This is a genomic window from Streptomyces sp. NPDC049915, assembly GCF_040656475.1.
Lineage (GTDB): Bacteria > Actinomycetota > Actinomycetes > Streptomycetales > Streptomycetaceae > Streptomyces.
Genome location: NZ_JBFAMH010000011.1, coordinates 32,521 through 55,003 on the forward strand (window position 1 = coordinate 32,521; position 22,483 = coordinate 55,003).

Genomic DNA, 22,483 nt, shown 5'->3' on the forward strand with positions numbered 1-22,483 from the left:
AGGACTGAGAAATGGGAATCCGCAAGTACAAGCCGACTACGCCGGGCCGTCGTGGCGCCAGCGTTGCCGACTTCGTCGAGGTCACGCGGTCCACGCCGGAGAAGTCGCTGGTCCGCCCGCTGCACAGCAAGGGCGGCCGTAACAACGCCGGTCGTGTGACCGTCCGCCACCAGGGCGGTGGCCACAAGCGCGCCTACCGAGTGATCGACTTCCGTCGTCACGACAAGGACGGCGTGCCGGCGAAGGTCGCGCACATCGAGTACGACCCGAACCGCACCGCGCGCATCGCGCTGCTCCACTACGCGGACGGCGAGAAGCGCTACATCCTGGCCCCGCGTGGGCTGAACCAGGGTGACCGGATCGAGAACGGCCCCGGTGCCGACATCAAGCCCGGTAACAACCTGGCGCTGCGCAACATCCCCGTCGGTACGACGATCCACTCCGTGGAGCTTCGTCCGGGCGGCGGCGCCAAGTTCGCCCGCTCCGCCGGTGCCTCCGTGCAGCTGCTCGCGAAGGAGGGCCAGATGGCCCACCTGCGCATGCCCTCCGGTGAGATCCGCCTGGTCGACGTGCGCTGCCGCGCCACCGTCGGTGAGGTCGGCAACGCCGAGCAGAGCAACATCAACTGGGGCAAGGCCGGCCGTAAGCGCTGGCTGGGCGTCCGCCCGACCGTTCGCGGTGTGGCGATGAACCCGGTTGACCACCCCCACGGTGGTGGTGAGGGCAAGACCTCCGGTGGTCGCCACCCGGTCAGCCCCTGGGGTCAGAAGGAAGGTCGTACTCGTTCGCCTAAGAAGGCTTCGAACAAGTACATCGTCCGCCGCCGCAAGACGAACAAGAAGCGCTAGGAGCGGGTTTAGATGCCGCGTAGTCTCAAGAAGGGGCCCTTCGTCGACGACCACCTGATCAAGAAGGTGGACACGCAGAACGAAGCCGGCACCAAGAACGTCATCAAGACCTGGTCCCGTCGCTCCATGATCGTCCCGGCGATGCTGGGTCACACGATCGCGGTGCACAACGGCAAGACCCACATCCCGGTGTTCGTCACCGAGGCGATGGTCGGCCACAAGCTCGGCGAGTTCTCGCCGACGCGCACCTTCCGGGGTCACGTCAAGGAAGACCGGAAGTCGAAGCGCCGCTAGTAGCGGATCGCATTCAGACACGTAAGTAACTGAAGGGACAACCATGGAAGCCAGGGCCCAGGCGCGGTACATCCGCGTCACGCCCATGAAGGCCCGCCGCGTGGTGGACCTCATCCGTGGCATGGACGCCACGGAGGCCCAGGCGGTCCTGCGATTCGCTCCGCAGGCCGCCTCGGTGCCGGTGGGCAAGGTGCTCGACAGCGCCATCGCCAACGCCGCGCACAACTACGACCACACCGACGCCGACAGCCTCTTCATCTCCGAGGCCTACGTCGACGAGGGCCCGACCCTGAAGCGGTTCCGGCCGCGTGCCCAGGGCCGCGCCTACCGGATCCGCAAGCGGACCAGCCACATCACCGTGGTCGTCAGCAGCAAGGAAGGAACCCGGTAATGGGCCAGAAGGTAAACCCGCACGGGTTCCGGCTCGGTGTCACGACCGACTTCAAGTCGCGTTGGTACGCCGACAAGCTGTACAAGGACTACGTCAAGGAAGACGTCGCCATCCGTCGGATGATGACGTCCGGCATGGAGCGCGCCGGCATCTCGAAGGTGGAGATCGAGCGCACCCGTGACCGCGTGCGTGTGGACATCCACACCGCTCGTCCGGGCATCGTCATCGGCCGCCGTGGCGCCGAGGCCGACCGCATCCGCGGTGACCTCGAGAAGCTCACGGGCAAGCAGGTCCAGCTGAACATCCTCGAGGTCAAGAACCCCGAGACCGACGCTCAGCTGGTTGCCCAGGCCGTCGCCGAGCAGCTCTCCTCCCGCGTCTCCTTCCGCCGCGCCATGCGTAAGAGCATGCAGTCGGCGATGAAGGCCGGCGCCAAGGGCATCAAGATCCAGTGCGGTGGCCGCCTCGGTGGCGCCGAGATGTCCCGCTCGGAGTTCTACCGCGAGGGCCGTGTGCCCCTGCACACGCTCCGCGCGAACGTGGACTACGGCTTCTTCGAGGCCAAGACGACCTTCGGCCGCATCGGCGTGAAGGTCTGGATCTACAAGGGCGACGTGAAGAACATCGCCGAGGTCCGCGCCGAGAACGCTGCGGCCCGTGCGGGTAACCGCCCGGCCCGTGGCGGCGCCGACCGCCCGGCCCGTGGTGGCCGTGGTGGCGAGCGTGGCGGGCGCGGTCGCAAGCCGCAGCAGGCTGCCGGCGCCGAGGCCCCCAAGGCCGAGGCTCCCGCGTCCGCTCCGGCTGAGAGCACCGGAACGGAGGCCTGACCGAAATGCTGATCCCCCGTAGGGTCAAGCACCGCAAGCAGCACCACCCGAAGCGCAACGGTATGTCCAAGGGTGGAACGCAGGTTGCGTTCGGCGAATACGGCATCCAGGCGCTGACCCCGGCCTACGTGACGAACCGCCAGATCGAGGCGGCCCGTATCGCGATGACCCGTCACATCAAGCGTGGCGGCAAGGTCTGGATCAACATCTACCCGGACCGTCCCCTCACCAAGAAGCCTGCCGAGACCCGCATGGGTTCCGGTAAGGGTTCTCCGGAGTGGTGGATCGCGAACGTCAAGCCCGGACGTGTGATGTTCGAGCTGTCGTACCCCAACGAGAAGATCGCCCGTGAGGCGCTGACTCGTGCGGCCCACAAGCTGCCGATGAAGTGCCGGATCGTCAAGCGCGAGGCAGGTGAAGCGTGATGTCGGCCGGTACCAAGGCGTCCGAGCTGCGCGAGCTGGGCAACGAGGAGCTTCTGAACAAGCTCCGCGAGGCCAAGGAAGAGCTGTTCAACCTCCGCTTCCAGGCGGCGACGGGTCAGCTCGAGAACCACGGCCGGCTGAAGGCCGTCCGTAAGGACATCGCGCGGATCTACACCCTGATGCGTGAGCGCGAGCTGGGCATCGAGACGGTGGAGAGCGCCTGATGAGCGAGAGCAACGTGACTGAGAACACCGAGGCACGCGGATTCCGCAAGACCCGTGAGGGTCTGGTCGTCAGCGACAAGATGGACAAGACCGTCGTCGTCGCCGTCGAGGACCGTGTCAAGCACGCGCTGTACGGCAAGGTCATCCGCCGTACGAACAAGCTCAAGGCCCACGACGAGCAGAACGCTGCGGGCGTCGGCGACCGCGTCCTCCTCATGGAGACCCGGCCGCTGTCCGCGACGAAGCGCTGGCGCGTCGTCGAGATCCTCGAGAAGGCCAAGTAATCCCTCGTAGGGGGACCCCCTACGCACCGTTCCGCCAGGCTCGGGGAGAAGCGTGAGTCATTCACGCTTCTCCCCGGGAACCGGCAGACATCCAGGAGATAGACGTGATCCAGCAGGAGTCGCGACTGCGTGTCGCCGACAACACTGGTGCGAAGGAAATCCTTTGCATCCGTGTGCTCGGTGGCTCCGGTCGCCGCTACGCGGGCATCGGTGACGTCATCGTCGCCACCGTCAAGGACGCGATCCCCGGTGGCAACGTGAAGAAGGGTGACGTCGTCAAGGCGGTCATCGTTCGCACCGTCAAGGAGCGCCGCCGTCCGGACGGCTCGTACATCCGCTTCGACGAGAACGCCGCCGTCATTCTGAAGAACGACGGCGACCCCCGCGGCACCCGTATCTTCGGCCCGGTGGGCCGTGAGCTGCGCGAGAAGAAGTTCATGAAGATCATCTCCCTCGCGCCGGAGGTGCTGTGAGCATGAAGATCAAGAAGGGCGACCTGGTCCAGGTCATCACCGGTAAGGACAAGGGCAAGCAGGGCAAGGTCATTGCCGCTTACCCGCGCGACGAGCGCGTCCTGGTCGAGGGTGTCAACCGGGTCAAGAAGCACACGAAGGCCGGCCCCACCGCCGGCGGTTCGCAGGCCGGCGGCATCGTGACCACCGAGGCCCCCATCCACGTCAGCAACGTCATGCTGGTCGTGGAGAAGGAAGGCCAGAAGGTCCCGACCCGCGTCGGCTACCGCTTCGACGACGAGGGCAACAAGATCCGCGTTGCCAAGCGGACGGGTGAGGACATCTGATGACGACCACCGTGACTCCGCGTCTCAAGACGAAGTACCGCGAGGAGATCATCGGCAAGCTGCGTGACGAGTTCAAGTACGAGAACGTCATGCAGGTTCCGGGCCTCGTCAAGATCGTGGTCAACATGGGTGTGGGCGACGCCGCCCGCGACTCGAAGCTGATCGAGGGCGCCATTCGCGACCTCACCACGATCACCGGTCAGAAGCCGGCCGTCACCAAGGCCCGCAAGTCCATCGCGCAGTTCAAGCTGCGTGAGGGTCAGCCGATCGGTGCCCACGTCACGCTCCGTGGCGACCGCATGTGGGAGTTCCTGGACCGCACCCTGTCGCTCGCGCTGCCGCGCATCCGCGACTTCCGCGGCCTGTCCCCCAAGCAGTTCGACGGCCGTGGCAACTACACCTTCGGTCTCACGGAGCAGGTCATGTTCCACGAGATCGACCAGGACAAGATCGACCGTGTCCGGGGTATGGACATCACCGTGGTCACCACGGCGACCAACGACGAAGAGGGCCGCGCGCTCCTCCGTCACCTCGGCTTCCCGTTCAAGGAGGCGTGAGCGAGATGGCGAAGAAGGCTCTCATCGCGAAGGCTGCTCGCAAGCCCAAGTTCGGTGTGCGTGGCTACACCCGTTGCCAGCGCTGCGGCCGCCCGCACTCCGTGTACCGCAAGTTCGGCCTCTGCCGCGTGTGCCTTCGTGAGATGGCTCACCGTGGCGAGCTGCCGGGCGTGACCAAGAGCTCCTGGTAATCCCGTAGTTAGGGATACCTGGACCTCTCGGTAAGCAACCGGGACGGCAGAGGCCCGAGCTCTCATGGCTTAGGCTAGGAGGGTTGGGCCTCTGCCGCCCTGAACGACTTACTACGCCGTAGGTCCCCGCACCGCACCCGTCCCGTCCATGTATGGGGAGAGGGATGGCGCATATAGGAAACCCCGGCGAGAAAGGCCACAGGCCAATTCATGACCATGACTGATCCGATCGCAGACATGCTGACGCGTCTGCGGAACGCGAACGCGGCTTACCACGACTCCGTGTCGATGCCGCACTCCAAGATCAAGTCTCACATCGCGGAGATCCTCCAGCAGGAGGGCTTCATCACCGGCTGGAAGGTCGAGGACGCCGAGGTCGGCAAGAACCTCGTGCTCGACCTGAAGTTCGGCCCGAACCGTGAGCGCTCCATCGCGGGCATCAAGCGGATCTCGAAGCCCGGCCTCCGGGTCTACGCGAAGTCCACCAACCTGCCGAAGGTGCTCGGCGGCCTCGGCGTGGCGATCATCTCCACGTCTCACGGCCTGCTGACCGACAAGCAGGCGCAGAAGAAGGGCGTGGGTGGGGAAGTCCTCGCCTACGTCTGGTAACGGAAGGGAACGGAGGAAACAGCTATGTCGCGTATCGGCAAGCTCCCCATCCCGGTTCCCGCCGGCGTGGACGTCACCATCGACGGCCGTACGGTCAAGGTCAAGGGCCCCAAGGGCGAGCTGACCCACACCATCGTCGCGCCGATCGACATCGCTAAGGGCGAGGACGGCACCCTCCAGGTGCTCCGCCCGAACGACGAGCGGCAGAGCAAGGCCCTGCACGGCCTGTCCCGCACGCTGGTGGCGAACATGATCACCGGTGTGACCCAGGGATACGTCAAGAAGCTCGAGATCAGCGGTGTCGGTTACCGAGTGACCGCCAAGGGTTCGAACCTCGAGTTCGCGCTGGGCTACAGCCACCCGATCACCGTCGAGGCCCCCGAGGGCATCTCCTTCAAGGTGGAGACCCCGACCCGTTTCTCGGTCGAGGGCATCGACAAGCAGAAGGTCGGCGAGGTTGCGGCCAACATCCGCAAGCTGCGCAAGCCCGACCCGTACAAGGCCAAGGGCGTCAAGTACGAGGGCGAAGTCATCCGCCGCAAGGTCGGAAAGGCGGGTAAGTAAGCCATGGCATACGGACAGAAGATTCTCAAGGGCGACGCTTACAAGCGTGCTGCTATCAAGCGTCGTCACCTTCGGATCCGCAAGAACGTCTCCGGTACTGCGGAGCGTCCCCGCCTGGTCGTGACCCGCTCCAACCGTCACATCGTGGCGCAGGTGATCGACGACCTGAAGGGCCACACCCTCGCGTCGGCGTCCACCCTGGACAGCTCGATCCGCGGTGCCGAGGGCGACAAGTCGGCCCTGGCCAAGCAGGTCGGCGCCCTGGTTGCCGAGCGTGCCAAGGCCGCCGGTGTCGAGGCCGTCGTATTCGACCGTGGTGGCAACCAGTACGCCGGGCGCATCGCTGCCCTGGCGGACGCCGCCCGCGAGGCCGGGCTCAAGTTCTGAGCCGCTTGTAGCTAGCGGAAAGAGAGAGGTAATCCAATGGCTGGACCCCAGCGCCGCGGAAGCGGTGCCGGTGGCGGCGAGCGGCGGGACCGGAAGGGCCGTGACGGCGGCGCTGCTGCCGCCGAGAAGACCGCGTACGTCGAGCGCGTCGTCGCGATCAACCGTGTCGCCAAGGTTGTGAAGGGTGGTCGTCGCTTCAGCTTCACCGCGCTGGTCGTGGTGGGCGACGGTGACGGCACCGTGGGTGTCGGTTACGGCAAGGCCAAGGAGGTGCCGGCCGCCATCGCCAAGGGTGTAGAGGAGGCCAAGAAGCACTTCTTCAAGGTCCCCCGTATCCAGGGCACCATCCCCCACCCGATCCAGGGTGAGAAGGCTGCCGGCGTCGTGCTGCTCAAGCCGGCTTCGCCGGGTACCGGTGTTATCGCCGGTGGTCCCGTGCGTGCCGTGCTCGAGTGCGCCGGCGTTCACGACATCCTGTCGAAGTCCCTGGGCTCCGACAACGCCATCAACATCGTGCACGCGACCGTGGCGGCCCTGAAGGGTCTGCAGCGTCCCGAGGAGATCGCGGCCCGCCGTGGTCTGCCGCTCGAGGACGTCGCCCCCGCGGCTCTGCTGCGTGCGCGTGCCGGGGCGGGTGCGTAATCATGGCGCAGCTCAAGATCACGCAGGTCAAGTCCTACATCGGCAGCAAGCAGAACCACCGTGACACCCTGCGGTCCCTTGGTCTCAAGGGCATCAACACGCAGGTCGTCAAGGAGGACCGCCCCGAGTTCCGCGGAATGGTGCACACCGTCCGCCACCTCGTGACGGTCGAGGAGGTCGACTGATCATGGCGGAGAACAACCCGCTCAAGATCCACAACCTCCGTCCCGCCCCGGGCGCCAAGACCGCCAAGACCCGTGTCGGTCGTGGTGAGGCGTCGAAGGGTAAGACGGCCGGTCGTGGTACCAAGGGCACCAAGGCCCGCTACCAGGTTCCGGAGCGCTTCGAGGGTGGGCAGATGCCCCTCCACATGCGTCTCCCGAAGCTCAAGGGCTTCAAGAACCCGTTCAAGACCGAGTACCAGGTCGTGAACCTCGACAAGCTGGCCGCGCTCTACCCCGAGGGTGGCGAGGTCACTGTCGAGTCCCTCGTGGCCAAGGGTGCCGTGCGCAAGAACAGCCTCGTCAAGGTCCTCGGCCAGGGCGAGATCTCCGTGGCGCTGCAGGTGACGGTCGACGCCGTCTCCGGCTCCGCCAAGGAGAAGATCACCGCCGCCGGCGGTACGGTCACCGAGCTCATCTGAGCCCGATGACGTAACGCGTAACGCGTCAACCGGGGATACCCCACAATTGGGGTATCCCCGGTTGGTCGTTCCTAGGGGAGCAGTGTCGCCGGTAAGGTAGCGTCCACTGTTCTTTTTCGTATTCGTCGAACCTCAAGACCGCCCTTCGACGCAGTTGCGCGGGGGTCGCAGGAGGCACCGTGCTCACCGCGTTCGCCCGGGCGTTCAAGACGCCCGACCTGCGCAAGAAGCTGCTCTTCACGCTCGGCATCATCGTGGTCTACCGGGTCGGTACCCACATCCCGATTCCCGGCGTGGACTACAAGTCCGTCCAACAGTGTGTGGACGAGGCGTCCGGCAACCAGGGCCTCTTCGGTCTGGTCAACATGTTCAGCGGCGGTGCGCTGCTGCAGATCACGGTCTTCGCGCTGGGCATCATGCCGTACATCACGGCGAGCATCATCCTGCAGCTGCTGACCGTGGTGATCCCGCGCCTGGAGGCCCTCAAGAAGGAGGGCCAGGCCGGCACGGCCAAGATCACCCAGTACACCCGGTACCTGACCATCGCCCTGGCCATCCTGCAGGGCACCGGTCTGGTGGCCACCGCCCGCAGCGGCGCCCTGTTCAACGGCTGCACCGTCGCGTCGCAGATCGTTCCCGACCGGGCCATCTTCTCCACCATCACCATGGTCATCTGCATGACCGCCGGTACGGCCGTCGTGATGTGGCTGGGTGAGCTGGTCACCGACCGCGGTATCGGCAACGGCATGTCGATCCTGATGTTCATCTCGATCGCCGCGACCTTCCCGTCCGCCCTGTGGTCGATCAAGAAGTCGGGCAACCTGGCCGGCGGCTGGATCGAGTTCGGCACGGTGATCCTGGTCGGCCTGGTCATGGTCGGACTCGTGGTCTTCGTGGAGCAGGCCCAGCGCCGTATTCCGGTCCAGTACGCGAAGCGGATGATCGGCCGCCGTTCCTACGGCGGTACGTCGACCTACATCCCGCTGAAGGTGAACCAGGCGGGTGTGATTCCCGTCATCTTCGCCTCGTCGCTGCTCTACATTCCGGCGCTGATCGCGCAGTTCGCCGGGGGTAACTCGGGATGGAAGACCTGGGTTCAGCAGAACCTGGTGAAGGGCGACCACCCGATTTACATCACTTCGTACTTCTTGCTCATCGTTTTCTTCGCGTTCTTCTATGTGGCGATCTCCTTCAACCCCGAGGAAGTCGCCGACAACATGAAGAAGTATGGTGGCTTCATCCCGGGCATCCGGGCTGGCCGACCGACCGCTGAGTACCTCTCCTACGTGCTCAACCGGATCACCTGGCCGGGTTCGCTGTACTTGGGACTGATCGCTCTCGTGCCGACGATGGCGTTGGTGGGCTTCGGGGCAAGCCAGAACTTCCCGTTCGGTGGGACCAGCATCCTGATCATCGTGGGTGTGGGTCTCGAGACGGTGAAGCAGATCGAGAGCCAGCTCCAGCAGCGCAATTACGAAGGGTTCCTCCGCTGATGCGAATCGTCCTCGTCGGGCCGCCGGGTGCCGGAAAGGGTACGCAGGCCACCCGCCTTGCCGAGCGCCTGCGCGTCCCGCACATCTCCACGGGCGACCTCTTCCGCGCCAACATCAGCCGGCAGACGGAGCTCGGGAAGCTCGCGAAGTCCTACATGGACGCCGGTAACCTCGTCCCCGACGAGGTCACCATCGCGATGGCGAAGGACCGCATGGAGCAGCCGGACGCCGAGAACGGCTTCCTGCTGGACGGCTTCCCGCGCAATGTCTCGCAGGCCGAGGCGCTGGACGAACTGCTGAACACCGAGAACATCAAGCTGGACGCGGTACTCGACCTCGAAGCCCCCGAGGACGAGGTCGTGAAGCGCATCGCCGGCCGTCGCATCTGCCGCAACGACTCGGCGCACGTCTTCCATGTGTCGTACAAGAAGCCGGCCAAGGAAGGCGTCTGCGACGTCTGCGGCGGCGAGCTGTACCAGCGGGACGACGACACCGAGGAGACGGTGCGCACGCGGCTTGAGGTCTACCACACGCAGACCGAGCCGATCATCGACTACTACAAGTCCCAGGGCCTGGTCGTGACGATCTCGGCCATGGGTCCGGTGGACGAGGTCACGCAGCGGGCGCTCGGTGCGCTGAAGCGTGAGGACGACGGCCAGTAGTCGTCGGTCCGCTGTCGGCCGTGGCGCCCTGGGGGGCGTCACGGCCGTACTGTTGTGTTGGTAACCGGTTGACGTGAGTGACGGAGAGCGCAGGCCCCCCATGGTGCAGATCAAGACGCCCGAGCAGATCGCGAAGATGCGTGCGGCGGGCCTGGTCGTCGCCGCCATCCATCAGGCCACCCGCGAGGCGGCGGTGCCGGGCGCCACGACCAAGGACCTGGACGATGTCGCGCGCAAGGTGCTCGCCGAGCACGGCGCCAAGCCGAACTTCCTCGGCTACGGCGGCTTCCCCGCGACGATCTGCACCTCCGTCAACGAGGTCGTCGTCCATGGCATCCCTTCGGATGACGTCGTGCTGAAGGACGGCGACATCATCTCCATCGACTGCGGCGCGATCGTCGACGGCTGGCACGGCGACGCCGCGTACACGGCGTTCGTGGGTTCCGGTCACGCCCCGGAGCTGGTCGAGCTGTCCCGGGTGACCGAAGAGTCGATGTGGGCAGGCATCGCCGCGATGAAGCTCGGCAACCGGCTCGTCGACATCTCCCGCGCGATCGAGACGTACATCCGCCGCCAGCCCAAGCCCGGCGGCGGCCGCTACGGGATCATCGAGGACTACGGCGGCCACGGCATCGGCACCGAGATGCACATGGACCCGCACCTGCTGAACTACGTCGAGAAGCGCCGCGGCAAGGGCCCCAAGCTGGTTCCCGGCTTCTGCCTGGCGATCGAGCCGATGGTGTCCCTCGGCACACCGAAGACCGAGGTCCTCTCCGACGACTGGACGGTCATCACGACCGACGGCACCTGGTCCTCCCACTGGGAGCATTCCGTCGCCCTGACGGAAGAGGGCCCTCTGGTCCTGACCGCCCCCGACGCCGGCAAGGCCAAGCTGGCCGAGTACGGCGTGACGGCGGCGCCGGATCCGCTGGGCTGAGCCGCGCCAGGTCTGCCGACCTGAGTTGCGCCCCCTTTGCATGACGATCTCCCCCGTAGGGCAGACTTCCTCGTTTCGCCTTTTCGGGTGTGCTGACGTAGACTGACTCGTCGGCTCTGGTGCACCCGCATGTCCGCATGCTTACAAACGGTGCACGCTGGAGTCGATCAAGGTAGTCGATTCGAAGGGCGAAGCGTGGCCAAGAAGCAAGGTGCCATCGAGATCGAGGGCACTGTCGTCGAGTCTCTTCCGAACGCCATGTTCAAGGTCGAGCTCCAGAACGGCCACCAGGTCCTGGCACACATCAGCGGCAAGATGCGTATGCACTACATCCGCATCCTCCCTGACGACCGGGTCGTGGTGGAGCTGTCTCCGTACGACCTGACGCGTGGCCGGATCGTCTACCGGTACAAGTAGATCTTGCCCACGCCTTGTGCCCTCTCTGTGCACGGGGCCGCCGGCAACTGACCCGGAGAACCTCACATCCCATGAAGGTCAAGCCGAGCGTCAAGAAGATCTGCGACAAGTGCAGGGTGATCCGCCGTCACGGCCGGGTCATGATCATCTGCGAGAACCCGCGCCACAAGCAGCGCCAGGGCTGATCGCACACGGATCGCACCCTCTGCACTTGAATCGCAGAGTTTCGCGCGACGCGAGCTGAATTGTTCATACGCAGGACCCAGGCATCCCTCGTGCGTTCGCCTGACACCCCCGGCTCGGAGGCCGGGGACCCAGTTCGTACCTGATACGGCGGCTGGGAACCGGTCCTGTGGAAGACCTCCGAAGATCACCAGGAGCCATTGAATGGCACGCGTTTCCGGTGTTGACATCCCGCGCGAAAAGCGCGTGGAGGTCGCCCTCACCTACGTGTTCGGCATCGGCCGGACCCTCTCGAAGGAGACGCTGGCAGCGACCGGCGTCGACCCGAACACCCGCGTCCGCGACCTCTCCGAGGAGCAGCTCGTCGCGATCCGCGAGTACGTCGACAACAACATCAAGACCGAGGGTGACCTCCGTCGCGAGATCCAGGCCGACATCCGCCGCAAGGTCGAGATCGGTTGCTACCAGGGTCTGCGTCACCGTCGCGGTCTGCCCGTCCGCGGTCAGCGCACCAGCACCAACGCTCGTACCCGCAAGGGCCCGCGTCGCGCCATCGCCGGCAAGAAGAAGCCGGGCAAGAAGTAGTCCGCAGCGGACCTCTGTCCACGGTCTTCGCTGTAGGACCGACCACCTCCCGTAGGAGTTAGTAGATGCCCCCCAAGGGTCGTCAGGGCGCTGCCAAGAAGGTGCGCCGCAAGGAAAAGAAGAACGTCGCTCACGGCCACGCGCACATCAAGAGCACGTTCAACAACACGATCGTCTCCATCACGGACCCGTCGGGCAACGTGATCTCCTGGGCCTCCGCCGGCCACGTCGGCTTCAAGGGCTCCCGGAAGTCCACGCCGTTCGCCGCGCAGATGGCCGCCGAGTCGGCTGCCCGCCGCGCTCAGGAGCACGGCATGCGCAAGGTCGACGTGTTCGTGAAGGGCCCGGGTTCCGGTCGTGAGACCGCGATCCGCTCCCTGCAGGCCACGGGCCTCGAGGTCGGCTCCATCCAGGACGTCACCCCGACCCCGCACAACGGCTGCCGTCCGCCGAAGCGTCGTCGCGTCTGACCTCGCTTCTCCAGGGCTTTCCGGGCGGTACGGCTCCTTCGGGTCGTGCCGCCCGTACCCTTGCAGTACCCGCGCTTTTCACCGGGCGAGGTTTCCGTCGGGCGTCAAATAGCGGGCGTCCACGAAAGAAGGATCTGATCCACACATGCTGATCGCTCAGCGTCCCTCGTTGACCGAAGAGGTCGTCGACGAATTCCGCTCCCGGTTCGTGATCGAGCCGCTGGAGCCGGGCTTCGGCTACACCCTCGGCAACTCCCTCCGCCGCACGCTCCTCTCCTCGATCCCGGGTGCCGCCGTCACCTCGATCCGGATCGACGGTGTCCTGCACGAGTTCACCACCGTGCCGGGCGTCAAGGAGGACGTCACCGACCTGATCCTCAACATCAAGCAGCTGGTCGTCTCCTCGGAGCACGACGAGCCGGTCGTGATGTACCTGCGCAAGCAGGGCCCGGGTCTGGTCACCGCCGCCGACATCGCGCCCCCGGCCGGTGTCGAGGTGCACAACCCCGACCTCGTCCTCGCCACGCTCAACGGCAAGGGCAAGCTGGAGATGGAGCTGACCGTCGAGCGCGGTCGCGGCTACGTCTCCGCCGTGCAGAACAAGCAGGCGGGCCAGGAGATCGGCCGTATCCCGGTCGACTCCATCTACTCGCCGGTGCTGAAGGTCACGTACAAGGTCGAGGCCACGCGTGTCGAGCAGCGCACCGACTTCGACAAGCTGATCGTCGACGTCGAGACCAAGCAGGCGATGCGTCCGCGTGACGCCATGGCCTCCGCCGGTAAGACGCTGGTCGAGCTGTTCGGTCTCGCTCGCGAGCTGAACATCGACGCCGAGGGCATCGACATGGGTCCGTCCCCGACGGACGCCGCGCTGGCCGCCGATCTGGCGCTGCCGATCGAGGAGCTCGAGCTCACCGTTCGGTCGTACAACTGCCTCAAGCGTGAGGGCATCCACTCCGTGGGTGAGCTCGTCGCTCGTTCCGAGGCCGACCTGCTGGACATCCGCAACTTCGGTGCGAAGTCCATCGACGAGGTCAAGGCGAAGCTGGCCGGCATGGGCCTGGCCCTCAAGGACAGCCCGCCCGGATTCGACCCGACCGCCGCCGCGGACGCCTTCGGCGCCGACGACGACGCGGACGCCGGGTTCGTCGAGACCGAGCAGTACTGAGCGCTCCGCGGGGAGGCCGTACTGTATCCGCGGGCCGGTCGTGGCTGGTCGCGCAGTTCCCCCGCGCCCCTTTCCGGGCCAGGCCCCTTCGGGGCCTGCTCGGATCTCCGACAGACAACCGTCTGCTCGGATACTGACTCCGGTACCTGATACGGCCGGGGCAGACACACAGGAGATAGATCATGCCGAAGCCCACCAAGGGTGCCCGTCTGGGCGGCAGCGCCGCGCACGAGAAGCTCCTCCTCGCGAACCTCGCGAAGAGCCTCTTCGAGCACGGCCGTATCACCACCACCGAGGCGAAGGCGCGCAAGCTGCGTCCGTACGCCGAGCGTCTGGTCACCAAGGCGAAGAAGGGCGACCTTCACAACCGCCGTCAGGTGCTCCAGGTGATCACGGACAAGAGCGTCGTCCACACGCTCTTCACCGAGATCGGCCCGCGCTACGAGAACCGTCCGGGTGGCTACACCCGCATCACCAAGATCGGTAACCGCCGTGGCGACAACGCGCCCATGGCTGTCATCGAGCTGGTCGAGGCGCTGACGGTCGCGCAGCAGGCGACTGGTGAGGCCGAGGCCGCCACCAAGCGCGCGGTCAAGGAGGCCGACGAGGCCAAGGTCGAGGAGACCAAGGCCGAGGACGCCGCCGAGGCTCCCGCCGAGGAGTCCAAGGACGCCTGAGGCTCTGCCTGACGTCTGAAGAGCGGGCCCGTTCCTTTCGAGGAGCGGGCCCGTTCTTGTGTTGCTGAGAGGATCTGTACGTGAGTGAAGAAGCAGCGCCCGGTTACGTCCGTGTCCGCCTCGATCTGTCCTACGACGGAACCGACTTCTCCGGATGGGCCAAGCAGGCCGGCGGCCGGCGCACCGTGCAGGGGGAGATCGAGGACGCGCTGCGGACCGTCACCCGCTCCCGGGAGACGTACGAGCTGACCGTCGCCGGACGCACCGACGCCGGGGTGCACGCGCGCGGGCAGGTGGCGCACGTGGATCTGCCCGAGGGCGTCTGGCGTGAGCATCACGAGAAGCTGCTGAAGCGCCTCGCCGGGCGGCTGCCGAAGGATGTGCGCGTGTGGGCCCTGCGGCCCGCGCCGAGCGGCTTCAACGCCCGTTTCTCGGCGATCTGGCGCCGGTACGCGTACCGGGTGACGGACAACCCCGGCGGCGTCGACCCGCTGCTGCGGGGGCACGTGCTGTGGCACGACTGGCCGCTCGACGTCGACGCCATGAACGAGGCCGCCCGGGGACTGCTGGGCGAGCACGACTTCGCCGCCTACTGCAAGAAGCGGGAGGGCGCGACCACCATCCGTACCTTGCAGGAGCTGAGCCTGTCGCGGGGCGACGACGGGATCATCACCGCCACCGTCCGGGCCGACGCCTTCTGCCACAACATGGTGCGGTCGTTGATCGGGGCGCTGTTGTTCGTGGGGGACGGGCACCGGGCGCCCGAGTGGCCCGCGAAGGTGCTGGCCGCGGGGGTGCGGGACTCTGCCGTGCATGTGGTGCGGCCGCACGGGCTGACGCTGGAGGAGGTCGGGTATCCGGCGGACTCGCTGCTCGCGGAGCGCAGTCGTGAGGCGCGCAACAAGCGCAGCCTGCCCCTGCGGGGCGGCTGTTGTTAGTGCCGGGCTCTGCCGTCCTGCCGGCGCTACGCCGTCGTGGCCGGTCGCGCAGTTCCCCGCGCCCCTGAGGTGGGTCTCACTGCCGTGTGTTCCCTCGCGCAGGGCGTCGGCGCCGCCGACAGGCGCACGCTGTACGGCGCTATCCGCGAACCGCAGGCGATGCGTACCCCGGCGGGGAGTTCGTTGCCCTCCTCGACGTGGGCGCCGTCGCCGATGACCGTCCCGGCCACGGATGTGAGGGGGCCCACGCGGGCGTGGCGGCCGACGGCCGAGGCGTGGATCGTGGCGCCGGGGGCGATGTGGGCGCCCGTCATCACCACGCTGCCCTCGACGACGGCGCCCTCGTCGATCACCGCGCCGGGGGAGACGACCGTGCCGCCGCCGAGCACCGCGCCGGGGTGGACGCGCGCGCCGGGCAGGACCAGCGCGTCGCCGGGCGGGCCGGGCAGCGCGGGGGAGGTGACGCGGCCGCGGACCAGGTCGGCCGAGCCCTGGACGAAGGCGGCCGGGGTGCCGAGGTCGAGCCAGTAGGTGTCGTCCACCACACCGCGGACGTGGGCATCGGCCGCGAGCAGTTCGGGGAACGTCTCGCGTTCCACGGACACGACCCGGCCCGGCGGGATGCGGTCGATGACCGAGCGGGTGAAGACGTAGCAGCCGGCGTTGATCTGGTCGGTGATGATCTCTTGCGGGGTCTGCGGCTTCTCCAGGAACGCGGTGACGCGGCCGCCCTCGTCGGTCGGGACCAGGCCGAAGGCGCGCGGGTCGCCGACCCGTTTCAGCTGCAGGGTGACGTCCGCGCCGGTGGTCCGGTGGTGGGCGCGCAGGGCGGCGATGTCGACGCCGGAGAGGATGTCGCCGTTGAAGACGAGCACCGCCTCGTCGGGCGCGCTGCGCAGGCGCCGGGCGGCGTTGCGGATGGCGCCGCCGGTGCCGAGGGCGCTCTCCTCGGTGACGTACTCCAGCTCCAGGCCCAGCCGTGCGCCGTTGCCGTACTCCGCCTCGAAGAGTTCCGCGAGGTAGGACGTGGCGAGGACGACGCGGGTGACGCCCGCGGCGGCGGCCCGCGCCAGCTGGTGTGTGAGGAACGGCACCCCGGCGACGGGCAGCAGCGGCTTGGGGATGTGGCTGGTCAGGGGGCGCAGCCGAGTGCCCTGACCACCCACGAGAAGGATCGCTTCGGACATGAGGCTGCGGGACTCCCCCCGAGATCGAATCTCGCCGTGAGATCGGTCGCCCGCGCCGCCCCGGTCCGGTGGGCGCGCCGGCGACGGCCGGCTGATCACCGATGCTGGCACGCGTGCCGGGCCCGGGAAACGCCCGCGGAGGAGCTGTCGGGAGAAGTTAACCTGCCCGACGCGTCCGGCGGGTCAGCCGTTCGCCGCCGCCGACGCCTGGGCCTCGCCGCGCCGCTTGATCTGGTTGAAGGCGAACTGGGCGAGGTCGTCACCGGCCGCGAAGGCCTTGGTGTCCTTCAGGGTGACGTCCTTGCCGCTGGTGAAACCGGTGAGGGTGAAGTAGGCGTAGCGGCCGTAGGAGTTCGTCGTGGAGCGGCAGACCGCGCCGTCGCAGAACGGCTTGACGTCCTTGCCCGACAGCGGCTGCACCATGCCCTTCTTGGGGGAGGTCGCCTTCTTCGCCCGGGCGGCCTGCGCCTCCGTGTCGAAGACCGCGACACCGACCGTGACCGCGACAGCGCCCTGTGTGTAGGTGACGCGCATCAGACGGGTGCAGCCGCCGGCGGTGAGCGCCTGGGGCAGGGTGCCCTTGGCGGCCGACGCGCAGTCCTTGGTGTCGGCGGTGGGGCCCTTCTTGTACACGGTCGAGCCCATGGTGAGCTGCGAGCCGGGGAAGAGGATGTCCGGGCCGAGCGGTGCGGTGTCCTTGTTCTTGCTGGAGACGAAGTCCTTCGGGTCCAGCGGGGGCGGGGCGCTCGTCGGTGCGAACGACGGGGCCGTGGCCGTCTCGCCTGGGATGGACGCCGTCGGCGGCAGCGAGCTGGGGTCGCCGCCCGCCTGATCGCTGCCGTTCGCCGAGGTCACGGCCAGGGCGACCGCGGCGCCGACCGCGAGGGTGGCCAGCGCGCCGCCGCCGATGAACAGCATCCGGCGCCGCTTGTTGCGCGCCTCGGACGCCTCGGCCAGTGCCGCCCAGTCCGGGGTCTCGCCGTCACCGCCGTCGCTCCACGGCTGCTGGGAGTTCGGTTTCCAGGGATCCCACTGGGGCTGCTGGGGTCCCCCCTGCCCATAGCTCATGGGGCGCATCTTAGACGGGGTGCCCGTGTGTCATGGCCCGTGCAGTGGGGAGGGGGGAGCGGGGGTGCCCGCGAGGTGCCTGAGCGGGGCCGTTTTGACCCACCCCCTGTGCCCCGGTATTCTGCTTGTTCGTTGTGTATTGGCTTGCTCATTCTCACGGGACGGGCCCTTACACCGGTCCACCGGGCCGATGACCAGCGACCCCACGTACGCGGTATGCGTCGCCGCCGTGGGTCAAGGCTGTCGTGATCGTTTCGGTGACCTTGTCTAGGACCATTCACTCGAAGCGAAGGCTACGAACCGTGCGTACGTACAGCCCCAAGCCCGGCGATGTGACGCGCCAGTGGCACGTCATCGACGCTCAGGACATCGTCCTGGGCCGTCTGGCCTCCACTGCGGCCTCCATCCTGCGTGGCAAGCACAAGCCGATCTACGCACCGCACGTCGACACCGGTGACTTCGTCATCATCATCAACGCCGACAAGGTGCACCTGTCCGGCAACAAGCGGACCCAGAAGATGGCGTACCGCCACTCCGGCTACCCGGGTGGTCTGCGCTCGGTCCGTTACGACGAGCTGCTGGAGAAGAACCCCGAGAAGGCCATCGAGAAGGCCGTCAAGGGCATGCTCCCCAAGAACACGCTGGGCCGTCAGATGCTCTCGAAGCTGAAGGTCTACAAGGGTGACCAGCACCCGCACGCTGCCCAGCAGCCGGTGCCGTTCGAGATCACCCAGGTCGCGCAGTAAGTCCGGCCACCCCCTAAGACCGAAGAGAATCTGAGGAGAATCGTGGCCGAGACCACTGCCGAGCAGCCGATCGAAGAGATCGACATCGAGAGCTACACCACGGAGTCCGAGGTGCCCGTCGAGGGCGAGTACACCTCGGAGTCCATGGCTTCCCGCTTCGGCGAGCCCCAGCCGGCCGCCGGCCTGGGCCGCCGCAAGAACGCCATCGCCCGTGTCCGGATCGTCCCGGGCACCGGCAAGTGGAAGATCAACGGTCGCACCCTCGAGGACTACTTCCCGAACAAGGTGCACCAGCAGGAAGTCAACGAGCCCTTCAAGGTGCTCGAGCTCGAGGGCCGTTACGACGTCATCGCCCGCATCGCGGGTGGCGGTGTCTCCGGTCAGGCCGGTGCCCTGCGCCTCGGTGTCGCCCGTGCCCTGAACGAGGCCGACGTCGACAACAACCGCGGCCCGCTGAAGAAGGCCGGCTTCCTCAAGCGCGACGACCGTGCGGTCGAGCGCAAGAAGGCCGGTCTGAAGAAGGCCCGCAAGGCCCCGCAGTACAGCAAGCGCTAAGCTTCGCTGCCTGCTCGTACGTATCCGGGCTTCCGTTTCGGTTGCCCTCCGCGTACTCCGAACGCCCCGGCGGCACGCCAGTGTGCCGCCGGGGCGTTCGTTTATCACAGCCTTCGGGCGTATAACGGCACAAGACGTTCAGCAGCTTGTGCGATTGCGTGCCCGGGCGGCGCAGTCCCGGGACACGAACGGCACGCGCAGGGGCCGCACCGGCGCGCCGCTCTTCGTAACTGACGCTTCCTCAGGAGGACACGTGGGACGACTCTTCGGCACGGACGGTGTGCGTGGTGTCGCCAACGCGGATCTGACCGCCGAGATGGCACTCGGCCTGTCCGTCGCGGCGGCACACGTACTCGCCGAGGCGGGCACCTTCGAGGGGCACCGGCCGGTCGCGGTGGTCGGCCGTGACCCGCGCGCGTCCGGGGAGTTCCTGGAAGCGGCCGTCGTCGCGGGCCTCGCCAGCGCCGGCGTCGACGTGCTGCGCGTCGGTGTCCTGCCGACCCCGGCCGTCGCGTTCCTGACCGGCGCGCTCGGCGCCGACCTCGGTGTGATGCTGTCCGCCAGCCACAACGCCATGCCCGACAACGGCATCAAGTTCTTCGCCCGCGGCGGCCACAAACTCGCCGACGAGCTCGAGGACCGGATCGAGGCGGTGTACGACTCCCACCGCCACGGCGAGCCGTGGGACCGCCCCACCGGTGCCGGCGTGGGCCGCGTCCGCGACTACGAGGAGGGCTCCGACCGGTACGTCGACCACCTGATCGGCGTGCTGCCGAACCGGCTCGACGGGCTGAAGATCGTCCTCGACGAGGCGCACGGCGCCGCCGCCCGGGTCTCCCCGGAGGCGTTCACGCGGGCCGGCGCCGAGATCATCACGATCGGTGCGGAGCCGGACGGGCTCAACATCAACGACGGCTGCGGCTCCACCCACCTCGACCTGCTCAAGGCAGCGGTCATCGAGCACGGCGCGCACTTCGGCATCGCCCACGACGGCGACGCCGACCGCTGCCTCGCCGTCGACCACACCGGTGAGGAGATCGACGGCGACCAGATCCTCGCCGTGCTGGCCCTCGCCATGCGGGAGCGGTCCGCGCTGCGCTCCGACACCGTCGTCGCGACCGTCATGTCCAACCTCGGCTTCAAGCTGGCGCTGGAGCGTGAGGGGCTGAAGCTCGTCCAGACCGCGGTCGGCGACCGCTATGTGCTGGAGGAGATGAAGGAGCACGGGTACGCGCTCGGCGGCGAGCAGTCCGGGCACGTGATCATCCTCGACCACGCGACGACGGGCGACGGCACGCTGACGGGCCTCCTGCTCGCCGCGCGCGTCGCCGAGACCGGGCGGTCGCTGCGGGAGCTGGCATCCGTGATGGAGCGGCTGCCGCAGGTGCTGATCAACGTGCGGGACGTGGACCGGGCCCGGGTGAAGACCTCCGGTGAGCTGGCGACGGCCGTTTCCGACGCGGAGCGGGAGCTTGGCGAGACCGGGCGAGTGCTGTTGCGGCCGTCCGGCACCGAGCCGTTGGTCCGGGTGATGGTCGAGGCGGCGGACATCGAGCAGGCTCGGTCCGTTGCCGGGCGGCTGGCCGATGTCGTGAAGTCGGCGCTGGGCTGATCTCGGGCTAGCTGCCCTGCTGCTGCTCCTTGGAATGCGCCCGTTGCCTGGCCCAGAAGTACTTCTGGGCCAGGAGCGTGAGCGTTCCCGCCAGGACGATGCCCAGCAGGTTCAGCAGGAGTTGTTCCGTGGAGCGGATCGTCTGGGTGGTGTCGCCGTAGATCGCGGCGACCGCCGCGTTCGCCGCGGCCGGGACCGTGGTGACGGAGATGGCGACGCCGACCAGGGCGCCGGACTTCGACGAGGTCAGGGACAGGGTGCCGGCGCAGCCGGCGAGGACCGCGACGACGAACGAGAACCAGTCCGGCGCGTAGATGAAGCCGGTGTTGGGTCGCTCCGCCTCCAACTGCCCCTTGGTGAACAGGCCGACGGCGTCCATGAAGAGGCTGAAGCCCGCGGTCACCGCCATGGCCGCCGCGAAGCCGACCAGCAGCGCGATCAGGGACCGCAGGGCGAGACGCGGGGTGCGCTGCACGATCGCTGTGCAGATGCCGGCCAGCGGTCCGAACTCCGGGCCGACGGCCATCGCGCCGACGATCAGGATCGCGTTGTCCAGCACCACACCGCACGCCGCGATCATCGTGGCCAGCGTGATGAACGCGACGTAGGTGACCGAGAGGGTCGACTCCTCGTGGGTGGCTTCGGTGAGGTGCTCCCACAGCACCGCGTCCGCGCCTTCGCCCGGTGCGTCGGCCTCCGCCTTGTCGGCCCGGGTGGACAGAGACAGGTCGATGTTCTCGGCGGCGATGGAGCCGGTGCGCTCCAGGCCGAGGTGCTGAAGACCCGACAGCAACTGGTCGGCGGCCTCACGCGCCACGTCGCACTGCACCACGTCCCCGGCCGGGTCGCGGGCGGCGCCCGGCAGCACCACGAGATGCGTGGTGCCGACGGTCTTCTCGATCAGACGGACCACGTCGTCCGTGGTGTCGGACGGTGTGATCAGGCGTAGATGCAGCATGACGCCCTTTCTAACAGGCGCCCCGGGTGCCCCGGGGCCGTTACAGCTTGCGCAGGCTCAGGCGCTGCACCTTGTGGTCCGGGCCCTTGCGGACGACCAGGGTGGCGCGGCCGCGGGTGGGGGCGATGTTCTCGACCAGGTTCGGCTTGTTGATCGTCCGCCACATGGTGCGGGCGTAGTCGAGAGCCTCCTCCTCGGACACCTGCGTGTACTTGCGGAAGTACGACGACGGGTCCTGGAAGGCCGTCTCGCGCAGCTTCCTGAAGCGGCTCAGGTACCAGCGCTCGATGTCCTCGGTGCGCGCGTCGACGTACACGCTGAAGTCGAAGTAGTCGGCGAGGCCGACCCGGGTGCGGCCGTCGTTGCCGGGCAGGGCGGGCTGCAGGACGTTGAGCCCTTCGACGATCAGGATGTCCGGGCGGCGCACGACGAGCTTCTCGTCGGGGACGATGTCGTAGATCAGGTGGGAGTAGACGGGCGCGGTGACCTCGCCCTTGCCGGCCTTGATGTCGGCGACGAACCGGGTCAGGGCGCGGCGGTCGTACGACTCGGGGAAGCCCTTGCGCGACATCAGGCCGCGCGCCTGGAGCTCCTTGGTGGGCAGCAGGAACCCGTCCGTCGTGACCAGCTCGACGCGTGGGTGTTCGGGCCAGCGCGAGAGCAGGGCCTGCAGCAGACGGGCGACCGTGGACTTCCCCACGGCGACCGAGCCGGCGACCCCTATGACGAACGGCGTGCCGGACTGGGAGCCCTGCTCCCCGAGGAAGGTGTTCAGCGCCCCTCTGAGGCCGTCGGTGGCGCCGACGTAGAGGTTGAGCAGCCGGGACAGCGGGAGGTAGATGTCCCGCACCTCGTCGAGGTCGATGACGTCACCGAGGCCGCGCAGCCGTTCGACCTCCTCCGCGCTCAGTGGCAGCGGAGTCTTGTCGCGCAGCGCGCTCCACTCGGCACGGGTGAGATCGACGTAGGGAGTCGCCTCCGGACGGTTCCGGTGGGCGCTCCGGGGCATCGAGGAGACCGGAGAGATCACAGTCCATTGTTAACGGAGTTTGAACGGGGTGGCTCGGCCCCGCTTGTGCTGCGGACCCCGGCCCGCAGCGTACGGCTCCTGGTCGACGGCTCCCTGCTGGAGCTGTTCGCCG

Annotated in this window: 34 protein-coding genes; 30 read left to right on the plus strand and 4 right to left on the minus strand. The window is 67.6% G+C overall.

Annotated features, from left to right (window positions below):
* The first annotated feature begins 11 nt into the window (after positions 1–11).
* From rplB to truA, 27 genes are all read left to right on the plus strand, one after another.
* Positions 12–848, plus strand: coding sequence for a 50S ribosomal protein L2 (rplB, locus tag AB0J12_RS20430; RefSeq protein ID WP_240118074.1), 837 nt, complete (start codon positions 12–14; stop codon positions 846–848).
* Between the two features lie 12 nt (positions 849–860).
* Positions 861–1,142, plus strand: coding sequence for a 30S ribosomal protein S19 (gene rpsS / locus AB0J12_RS20435; protein WP_363265736.1), 282 nt, complete (start codon positions 861–863; stop codon positions 1,140–1,142).
* A 43-nt stretch (positions 1,143–1,185) separates the two neighbouring features.
* A complete protein-coding gene (rplV, locus tag AB0J12_RS20440; protein ID WP_003974262.1) occupies positions 1,186–1,533 on the plus strand; it encodes a 50S ribosomal protein L22 in 348 nt (115 codons plus the stop codon).
* Positions 1,533–2,360 carry a 30S ribosomal protein S3 gene (gene rpsC, locus AB0J12_RS20445; protein WP_116148545.1) on the plus strand — a complete coding sequence of 276 codons (828 nt, stop codon included), beginning with the start codon at positions 1,533–1,535 and terminating at the stop codon, positions 2,358–2,360. Before rplV ends, rpsC begins: the two co-directional genes overlap by 1 nt.
* A gap of 5 nt (positions 2,361–2,365) precedes the next feature.
* Positions 2,366–2,785: a 50S ribosomal protein L16 gene (gene rplP / locus AB0J12_RS20450; protein ID WP_009190136.1), complete on the plus strand. Its 420-nt coding sequence runs from the start codon at positions 2,366–2,368 to the stop codon at positions 2,783–2,785.
* Positions 2,785–3,009 (plus strand): 50S ribosomal protein L29, encoded by a 225-nt coding sequence (rpmC, locus tag AB0J12_RS20455; protein ID WP_010036720.1) that lies wholly within the window; start codon positions 2,785–2,787, stop codon positions 3,007–3,009. Before rplP ends, rpmC begins: the two co-directional genes overlap by 1 nt.
* Positions 3,009–3,293, plus strand: a complete 285-nt coding sequence (rpsQ, locus tag AB0J12_RS20460) for a 30S ribosomal protein S17 (RefSeq protein WP_014674375.1) — start codon at positions 3,009–3,011, stop codon at positions 3,291–3,293. Before rpmC ends, rpsQ begins: the two co-directional genes overlap by 1 nt.
* 104 nt (positions 3,294–3,397) lie before the next feature.
* The gene (rplN, locus tag AB0J12_RS20465; protein WP_003998823.1) at positions 3,398–3,766 is read left to right on the plus strand and encodes a 50S ribosomal protein L14; all 369 of its coding nucleotides are present in this window, start codon (positions 3,398–3,400) and stop codon (positions 3,764–3,766) included.
* A gap of 2 nt (positions 3,767–3,768) precedes the next feature.
* A complete protein-coding gene (rplX, locus tag AB0J12_RS20470) occupies positions 3,769–4,092 on the plus strand; it encodes a 50S ribosomal protein L24 (protein WP_363265737.1) in 324 nt (107 codons plus the stop codon).
* The gene (gene rplE, locus AB0J12_RS20475; protein ID WP_110629826.1) at positions 4,092–4,649 is read left to right on the plus strand and encodes a 50S ribosomal protein L5; all 558 of its coding nucleotides are present in this window, start codon (positions 4,092–4,094) and stop codon (positions 4,647–4,649) included. The genes rplX and rplE overlap by 1 nt, the downstream gene beginning before the upstream one ends.
* A 5-nt stretch (positions 4,650–4,654) precedes the next feature.
* Entirely contained in the window at positions 4,655–4,840 is a 186-nt protein-coding gene (locus AB0J12_RS20480; RefSeq protein WP_003948630.1) for a type Z 30S ribosomal protein S14, read from the plus strand.
* A 210-nt stretch (positions 4,841–5,050) separates the two neighbouring features.
* The gene (rpsH, locus tag AB0J12_RS20485; RefSeq protein ID WP_361630554.1) at positions 5,051–5,449 is read left to right on the plus strand and encodes a 30S ribosomal protein S8; all 399 of its coding nucleotides are present in this window, start codon (positions 5,051–5,053) and stop codon (positions 5,447–5,449) included.
* Positions 5,450–5,473: 24 nt separating this feature from the next.
* Complete coding sequence (rplF, locus tag AB0J12_RS20490; protein WP_363265738.1) at positions 5,474–6,013, plus strand: 50S ribosomal protein L6; 540 nt, start codon at positions 5,474–5,476, stop codon at positions 6,011–6,013.
* A 3-nt stretch (positions 6,014–6,016) separates the two neighbouring features.
* On the plus strand, positions 6,017–6,400 hold the full coding sequence (rplR, locus tag AB0J12_RS20495; protein WP_363265739.1) for a 50S ribosomal protein L18: 384 nt from the start codon (positions 6,017–6,019) through the stop codon (positions 6,398–6,400).
* A 36-nt stretch (positions 6,401–6,436) separates the two neighbouring features.
* Positions 6,437–7,042, plus strand: a complete 606-nt coding sequence (gene rpsE / locus AB0J12_RS20500; RefSeq protein ID WP_005313527.1) for a 30S ribosomal protein S5 — start codon at positions 6,437–6,439, stop codon at positions 7,040–7,042.
* Positions 7,043–7,044: 2 nt separating this feature from the next.
* Positions 7,045–7,227 carry a 50S ribosomal protein L30 gene (gene rpmD, locus AB0J12_RS20505; protein WP_003974250.1) on the plus strand — a complete coding sequence of 61 codons (183 nt, stop codon included), beginning with the start codon at positions 7,045–7,047 and terminating at the stop codon, positions 7,225–7,227.
* Positions 7,228–7,229: 2 nt separating this feature from the next.
* Positions 7,230–7,685, plus strand: coding sequence for a 50S ribosomal protein L15 (gene rplO / locus AB0J12_RS20510; RefSeq protein ID WP_363265740.1), 456 nt, complete (start codon positions 7,230–7,232; stop codon positions 7,683–7,685).
* A 179-nt stretch (positions 7,686–7,864) separates the two neighbouring features.
* On the plus strand, positions 7,865–9,178 hold the full coding sequence (gene secY / locus AB0J12_RS20515) for a preprotein translocase subunit SecY (RefSeq protein ID WP_363265741.1): 1,314 nt from the start codon (positions 7,865–7,867) through the stop codon (positions 9,176–9,178).
* A complete protein-coding gene (locus AB0J12_RS20520; RefSeq protein WP_363265742.1) occupies positions 9,178–9,840 on the plus strand; it encodes an adenylate kinase in 663 nt (220 codons plus the stop codon). The genes secY and AB0J12_RS20520 overlap by 1 nt, the downstream gene beginning before the upstream one ends.
* A 100-nt stretch (positions 9,841–9,940) precedes the next feature.
* Positions 9,941–10,777 carry a type I methionyl aminopeptidase gene (map, locus tag AB0J12_RS20525; protein WP_363265743.1) on the plus strand — a complete coding sequence of 279 codons (837 nt, stop codon included), beginning with the start codon at positions 9,941–9,943 and terminating at the stop codon, positions 10,775–10,777.
* A gap of 195 nt (positions 10,778–10,972) precedes the next feature.
* Positions 10,973–11,194 carry a translation initiation factor IF-1 gene (gene infA / locus AB0J12_RS20530; protein WP_003948620.1) on the plus strand — a complete coding sequence of 74 codons (222 nt, stop codon included), beginning with the start codon at positions 10,973–10,975 and terminating at the stop codon, positions 11,192–11,194.
* Between the two features lie 71 nt (positions 11,195–11,265).
* The gene (gene rpmJ, locus AB0J12_RS20535; RefSeq protein WP_004984509.1) at positions 11,266–11,379 is read left to right on the plus strand and encodes a 50S ribosomal protein L36; all 114 of its coding nucleotides are present in this window, start codon (positions 11,266–11,268) and stop codon (positions 11,377–11,379) included.
* Positions 11,380–11,581: 202 nt separating this feature from the next.
* Positions 11,582–11,962, plus strand: coding sequence for a 30S ribosomal protein S13 (rpsM, locus tag AB0J12_RS20540; RefSeq protein WP_009300593.1), 381 nt, complete (start codon positions 11,582–11,584; stop codon positions 11,960–11,962).
* Between the two features lie 65 nt (positions 11,963–12,027).
* Positions 12,028–12,432 carry a 30S ribosomal protein S11 gene (rpsK, locus tag AB0J12_RS20545; RefSeq protein ID WP_003956432.1) on the plus strand — a complete coding sequence of 135 codons (405 nt, stop codon included), beginning with the start codon at positions 12,028–12,030 and terminating at the stop codon, positions 12,430–12,432.
* Positions 12,433–12,577: 145 nt separating this feature from the next.
* Positions 12,578–13,600 (plus strand): DNA-directed RNA polymerase subunit alpha, encoded by a 1,023-nt coding sequence (locus AB0J12_RS20550; RefSeq protein WP_024755423.1) that lies wholly within the window; start codon positions 12,578–12,580, stop codon positions 13,598–13,600.
* Between the two features lie 182 nt (positions 13,601–13,782).
* Complete coding sequence (gene rplQ, locus AB0J12_RS20555; protein WP_363265744.1) at positions 13,783–14,277, plus strand: 50S ribosomal protein L17; 495 nt, start codon at positions 13,783–13,785, stop codon at positions 14,275–14,277.
* Positions 14,278–14,357: 80 nt separating this feature from the next.
* Complete coding sequence (truA, locus tag AB0J12_RS20560) at positions 14,358–15,215, plus strand: tRNA pseudouridine(38-40) synthase TruA (protein WP_363265745.1); 858 nt, start codon at positions 14,358–14,360, stop codon at positions 15,213–15,215.
* A 26-nt stretch (positions 15,216–15,241) separates the two neighbouring features.
* On the opposite strand, the gene AB0J12_RS20565 is transcribed toward truA, so the two are convergent.
* A complete protein-coding gene (locus AB0J12_RS20565; protein ID WP_363265746.1) occupies positions 15,242–16,402 on the minus strand; it encodes an NDP-sugar synthase in 1,161 nt (386 codons plus the stop codon).
* A 183-nt stretch (positions 16,403–16,585) separates the two neighbouring features.
* On the minus strand, positions 16,586–17,470 hold the full coding sequence (locus AB0J12_RS20570; RefSeq protein ID WP_363265747.1) for a hypothetical protein: 885 nt from the start codon (positions 17,468–17,470) through the stop codon (positions 16,586–16,588).
* Positions 17,471–17,772: 302 nt separating this feature from the next.
* On the opposite strand from AB0J12_RS20570, the gene rplM reads away from it, so the two are divergent.
* The 3 genes from rplM (at position 17,773) to glmM (ending at position 20,383) form a co-directional block, all read left to right on the plus strand.
* Positions 17,773–18,216 (plus strand): 50S ribosomal protein L13, encoded by a 444-nt coding sequence (gene rplM, locus AB0J12_RS20575; protein WP_363265748.1) that lies wholly within the window; start codon positions 17,773–17,775, stop codon positions 18,214–18,216.
* Between the two features lie 42 nt (positions 18,217–18,258).
* Positions 18,259–18,771, plus strand: coding sequence for a 30S ribosomal protein S9 (gene rpsI / locus AB0J12_RS20580; RefSeq protein WP_161162943.1), 513 nt, complete (start codon positions 18,259–18,261; stop codon positions 18,769–18,771).
* 253 nt (positions 18,772–19,024) lie between these two features.
* On the plus strand, positions 19,025–20,383 hold the full coding sequence (glmM, locus tag AB0J12_RS20585) for a phosphoglucosamine mutase (protein WP_363265750.1): 1,359 nt from the start codon (positions 19,025–19,027) through the stop codon (positions 20,381–20,383).
* 7 nt (positions 20,384–20,390) lie between these two features.
* Here the strand turns inward: glmM and AB0J12_RS20590 are convergent, their stop codons facing one another.
* Complete coding sequence (locus AB0J12_RS20590) at positions 20,391–21,341, minus strand: DUF389 domain-containing protein (protein WP_363265751.1); 951 nt, start codon at positions 21,339–21,341, stop codon at positions 20,391–20,393.
* A 40-nt stretch (positions 21,342–21,381) separates the two neighbouring features.
* Positions 21,382–22,350, minus strand: a complete 969-nt coding sequence (coaA, locus tag AB0J12_RS20595; protein ID WP_363265752.1) for a type I pantothenate kinase — start codon at positions 22,348–22,350, stop codon at positions 21,382–21,384.
* Positions 22,351–22,483: the final 133 nt, after the last annotated feature.

Bases quoted from the DNA above. Each gene is read 5' to 3' on its own strand.
- rplB (WP_240118074.1), top strand. From the start codon at position 12: ATGGGAATCCGCAAGTACAAGCCGACTACGCCGGGCCGTCGTGGCGCC.
- rpsS (WP_363265736.1), top strand. From the start codon at position 861: ATGCCGCGTAGTCTCAAGAAGGGGCCCTTCGTCGACGACCACCTGATC.
- rplV (WP_003974262.1), top strand. From the start codon at position 1,186: ATGGAAGCCAGGGCCCAGGCGCGGTACATCCGCGTCACGCCCATGAAG.
- rpsC (WP_116148545.1), top strand. From the start codon at position 1,533: ATGGGCCAGAAGGTAAACCCGCACGGGTTCCGGCTCGGTGTCACGACC.
- rplP (WP_009190136.1), top strand. From the start codon at position 2,366: ATGCTGATCCCCCGTAGGGTCAAGCACCGCAAGCAGCACCACCCGAAG.
- rpmC (WP_010036720.1), top strand. From the start codon at position 2,785: ATGTCGGCCGGTACCAAGGCGTCCGAGCTGCGCGAGCTGGGCAACGAG.
- rpsQ (WP_014674375.1), top strand. From the start codon at position 3,009: ATGAGCGAGAGCAACGTGACTGAGAACACCGAGGCACGCGGATTCCGC.
- rplX (WP_363265737.1), top strand. From the start codon at position 3,769: ATGAAGATCAAGAAGGGCGACCTGGTCCAGGTCATCACCGGTAAGGAC.
- rplE (WP_110629826.1), top strand. From the start codon at position 4,092: ATGACGACCACCGTGACTCCGCGTCTCAAGACGAAGTACCGCGAGGAG.
- AB0J12_RS20480 (WP_003948630.1), top strand. From the start codon at position 4,655: ATGGCGAAGAAGGCTCTCATCGCGAAGGCTGCTCGCAAGCCCAAGTTC.
- rpsH (WP_361630554.1), top strand. From the start codon at position 5,051: ATGACCATGACTGATCCGATCGCAGACATGCTGACGCGTCTGCGGAAC.
- rplF (WP_363265738.1), top strand. From the start codon at position 5,474: ATGTCGCGTATCGGCAAGCTCCCCATCCCGGTTCCCGCCGGCGTGGAC.
- rplR (WP_363265739.1), top strand. From the start codon at position 6,017: ATGGCATACGGACAGAAGATTCTCAAGGGCGACGCTTACAAGCGTGCT.
- rpsE (WP_005313527.1), top strand. From the start codon at position 6,437: ATGGCTGGACCCCAGCGCCGCGGAAGCGGTGCCGGTGGCGGCGAGCGG.
- rpmD (WP_003974250.1), top strand. From the start codon at position 7,045: ATGGCGCAGCTCAAGATCACGCAGGTCAAGTCCTACATCGGCAGCAAG.
- rplO (WP_363265740.1), top strand. From the start codon at position 7,230: ATGGCGGAGAACAACCCGCTCAAGATCCACAACCTCCGTCCCGCCCCG.
- AB0J12_RS20520 (WP_363265742.1), top strand. From the start codon at position 9,178: ATGCGAATCGTCCTCGTCGGGCCGCCGGGTGCCGGAAAGGGTACGCAG.
- map (WP_363265743.1), top strand. From the start codon at position 9,941: ATGGTGCAGATCAAGACGCCCGAGCAGATCGCGAAGATGCGTGCGGCG.
- rpmJ (WP_004984509.1), top strand. From the start codon at position 11,266: ATGAAGGTCAAGCCGAGCGTCAAGAAGATCTGCGACAAGTGCAGGGTG.
- rpsM (WP_009300593.1), top strand. From the start codon at position 11,582: ATGGCACGCGTTTCCGGTGTTGACATCCCGCGCGAAAAGCGCGTGGAG.
- rpsK (WP_003956432.1), top strand. From the start codon at position 12,028: ATGCCCCCCAAGGGTCGTCAGGGCGCTGCCAAGAAGGTGCGCCGCAAG.
- AB0J12_RS20550 (WP_024755423.1), top strand. From the start codon at position 12,578: ATGCTGATCGCTCAGCGTCCCTCGTTGACCGAAGAGGTCGTCGACGAA.
- rplQ (WP_363265744.1), top strand. From the start codon at position 13,783: ATGCCGAAGCCCACCAAGGGTGCCCGTCTGGGCGGCAGCGCCGCGCAC.
- AB0J12_RS20565 (WP_363265746.1), bottom strand. From the start codon at position 16,402: ATGTCCGAAGCGATCCTTCTCGTGGGTGGTCAGGGCACTCGGCTGCGC.
- AB0J12_RS20570 (WP_363265747.1), bottom strand. From the start codon at position 17,470: ATGAGCTATGGGCAGGGGGGACCCCAGCAGCCCCAGTGGGATCCCTGG.
- AB0J12_RS20590 (WP_363265751.1), bottom strand. From the start codon at position 21,341: ATGCTGCATCTACGCCTGATCACACCGTCCGACACCACGGACGACGTG.
- coaA (WP_363265752.1), bottom strand. From the start codon at position 22,350: ATGCCCCGGAGCGCCCACCGGAACCGTCCGGAGGCGACTCCCTACGTC.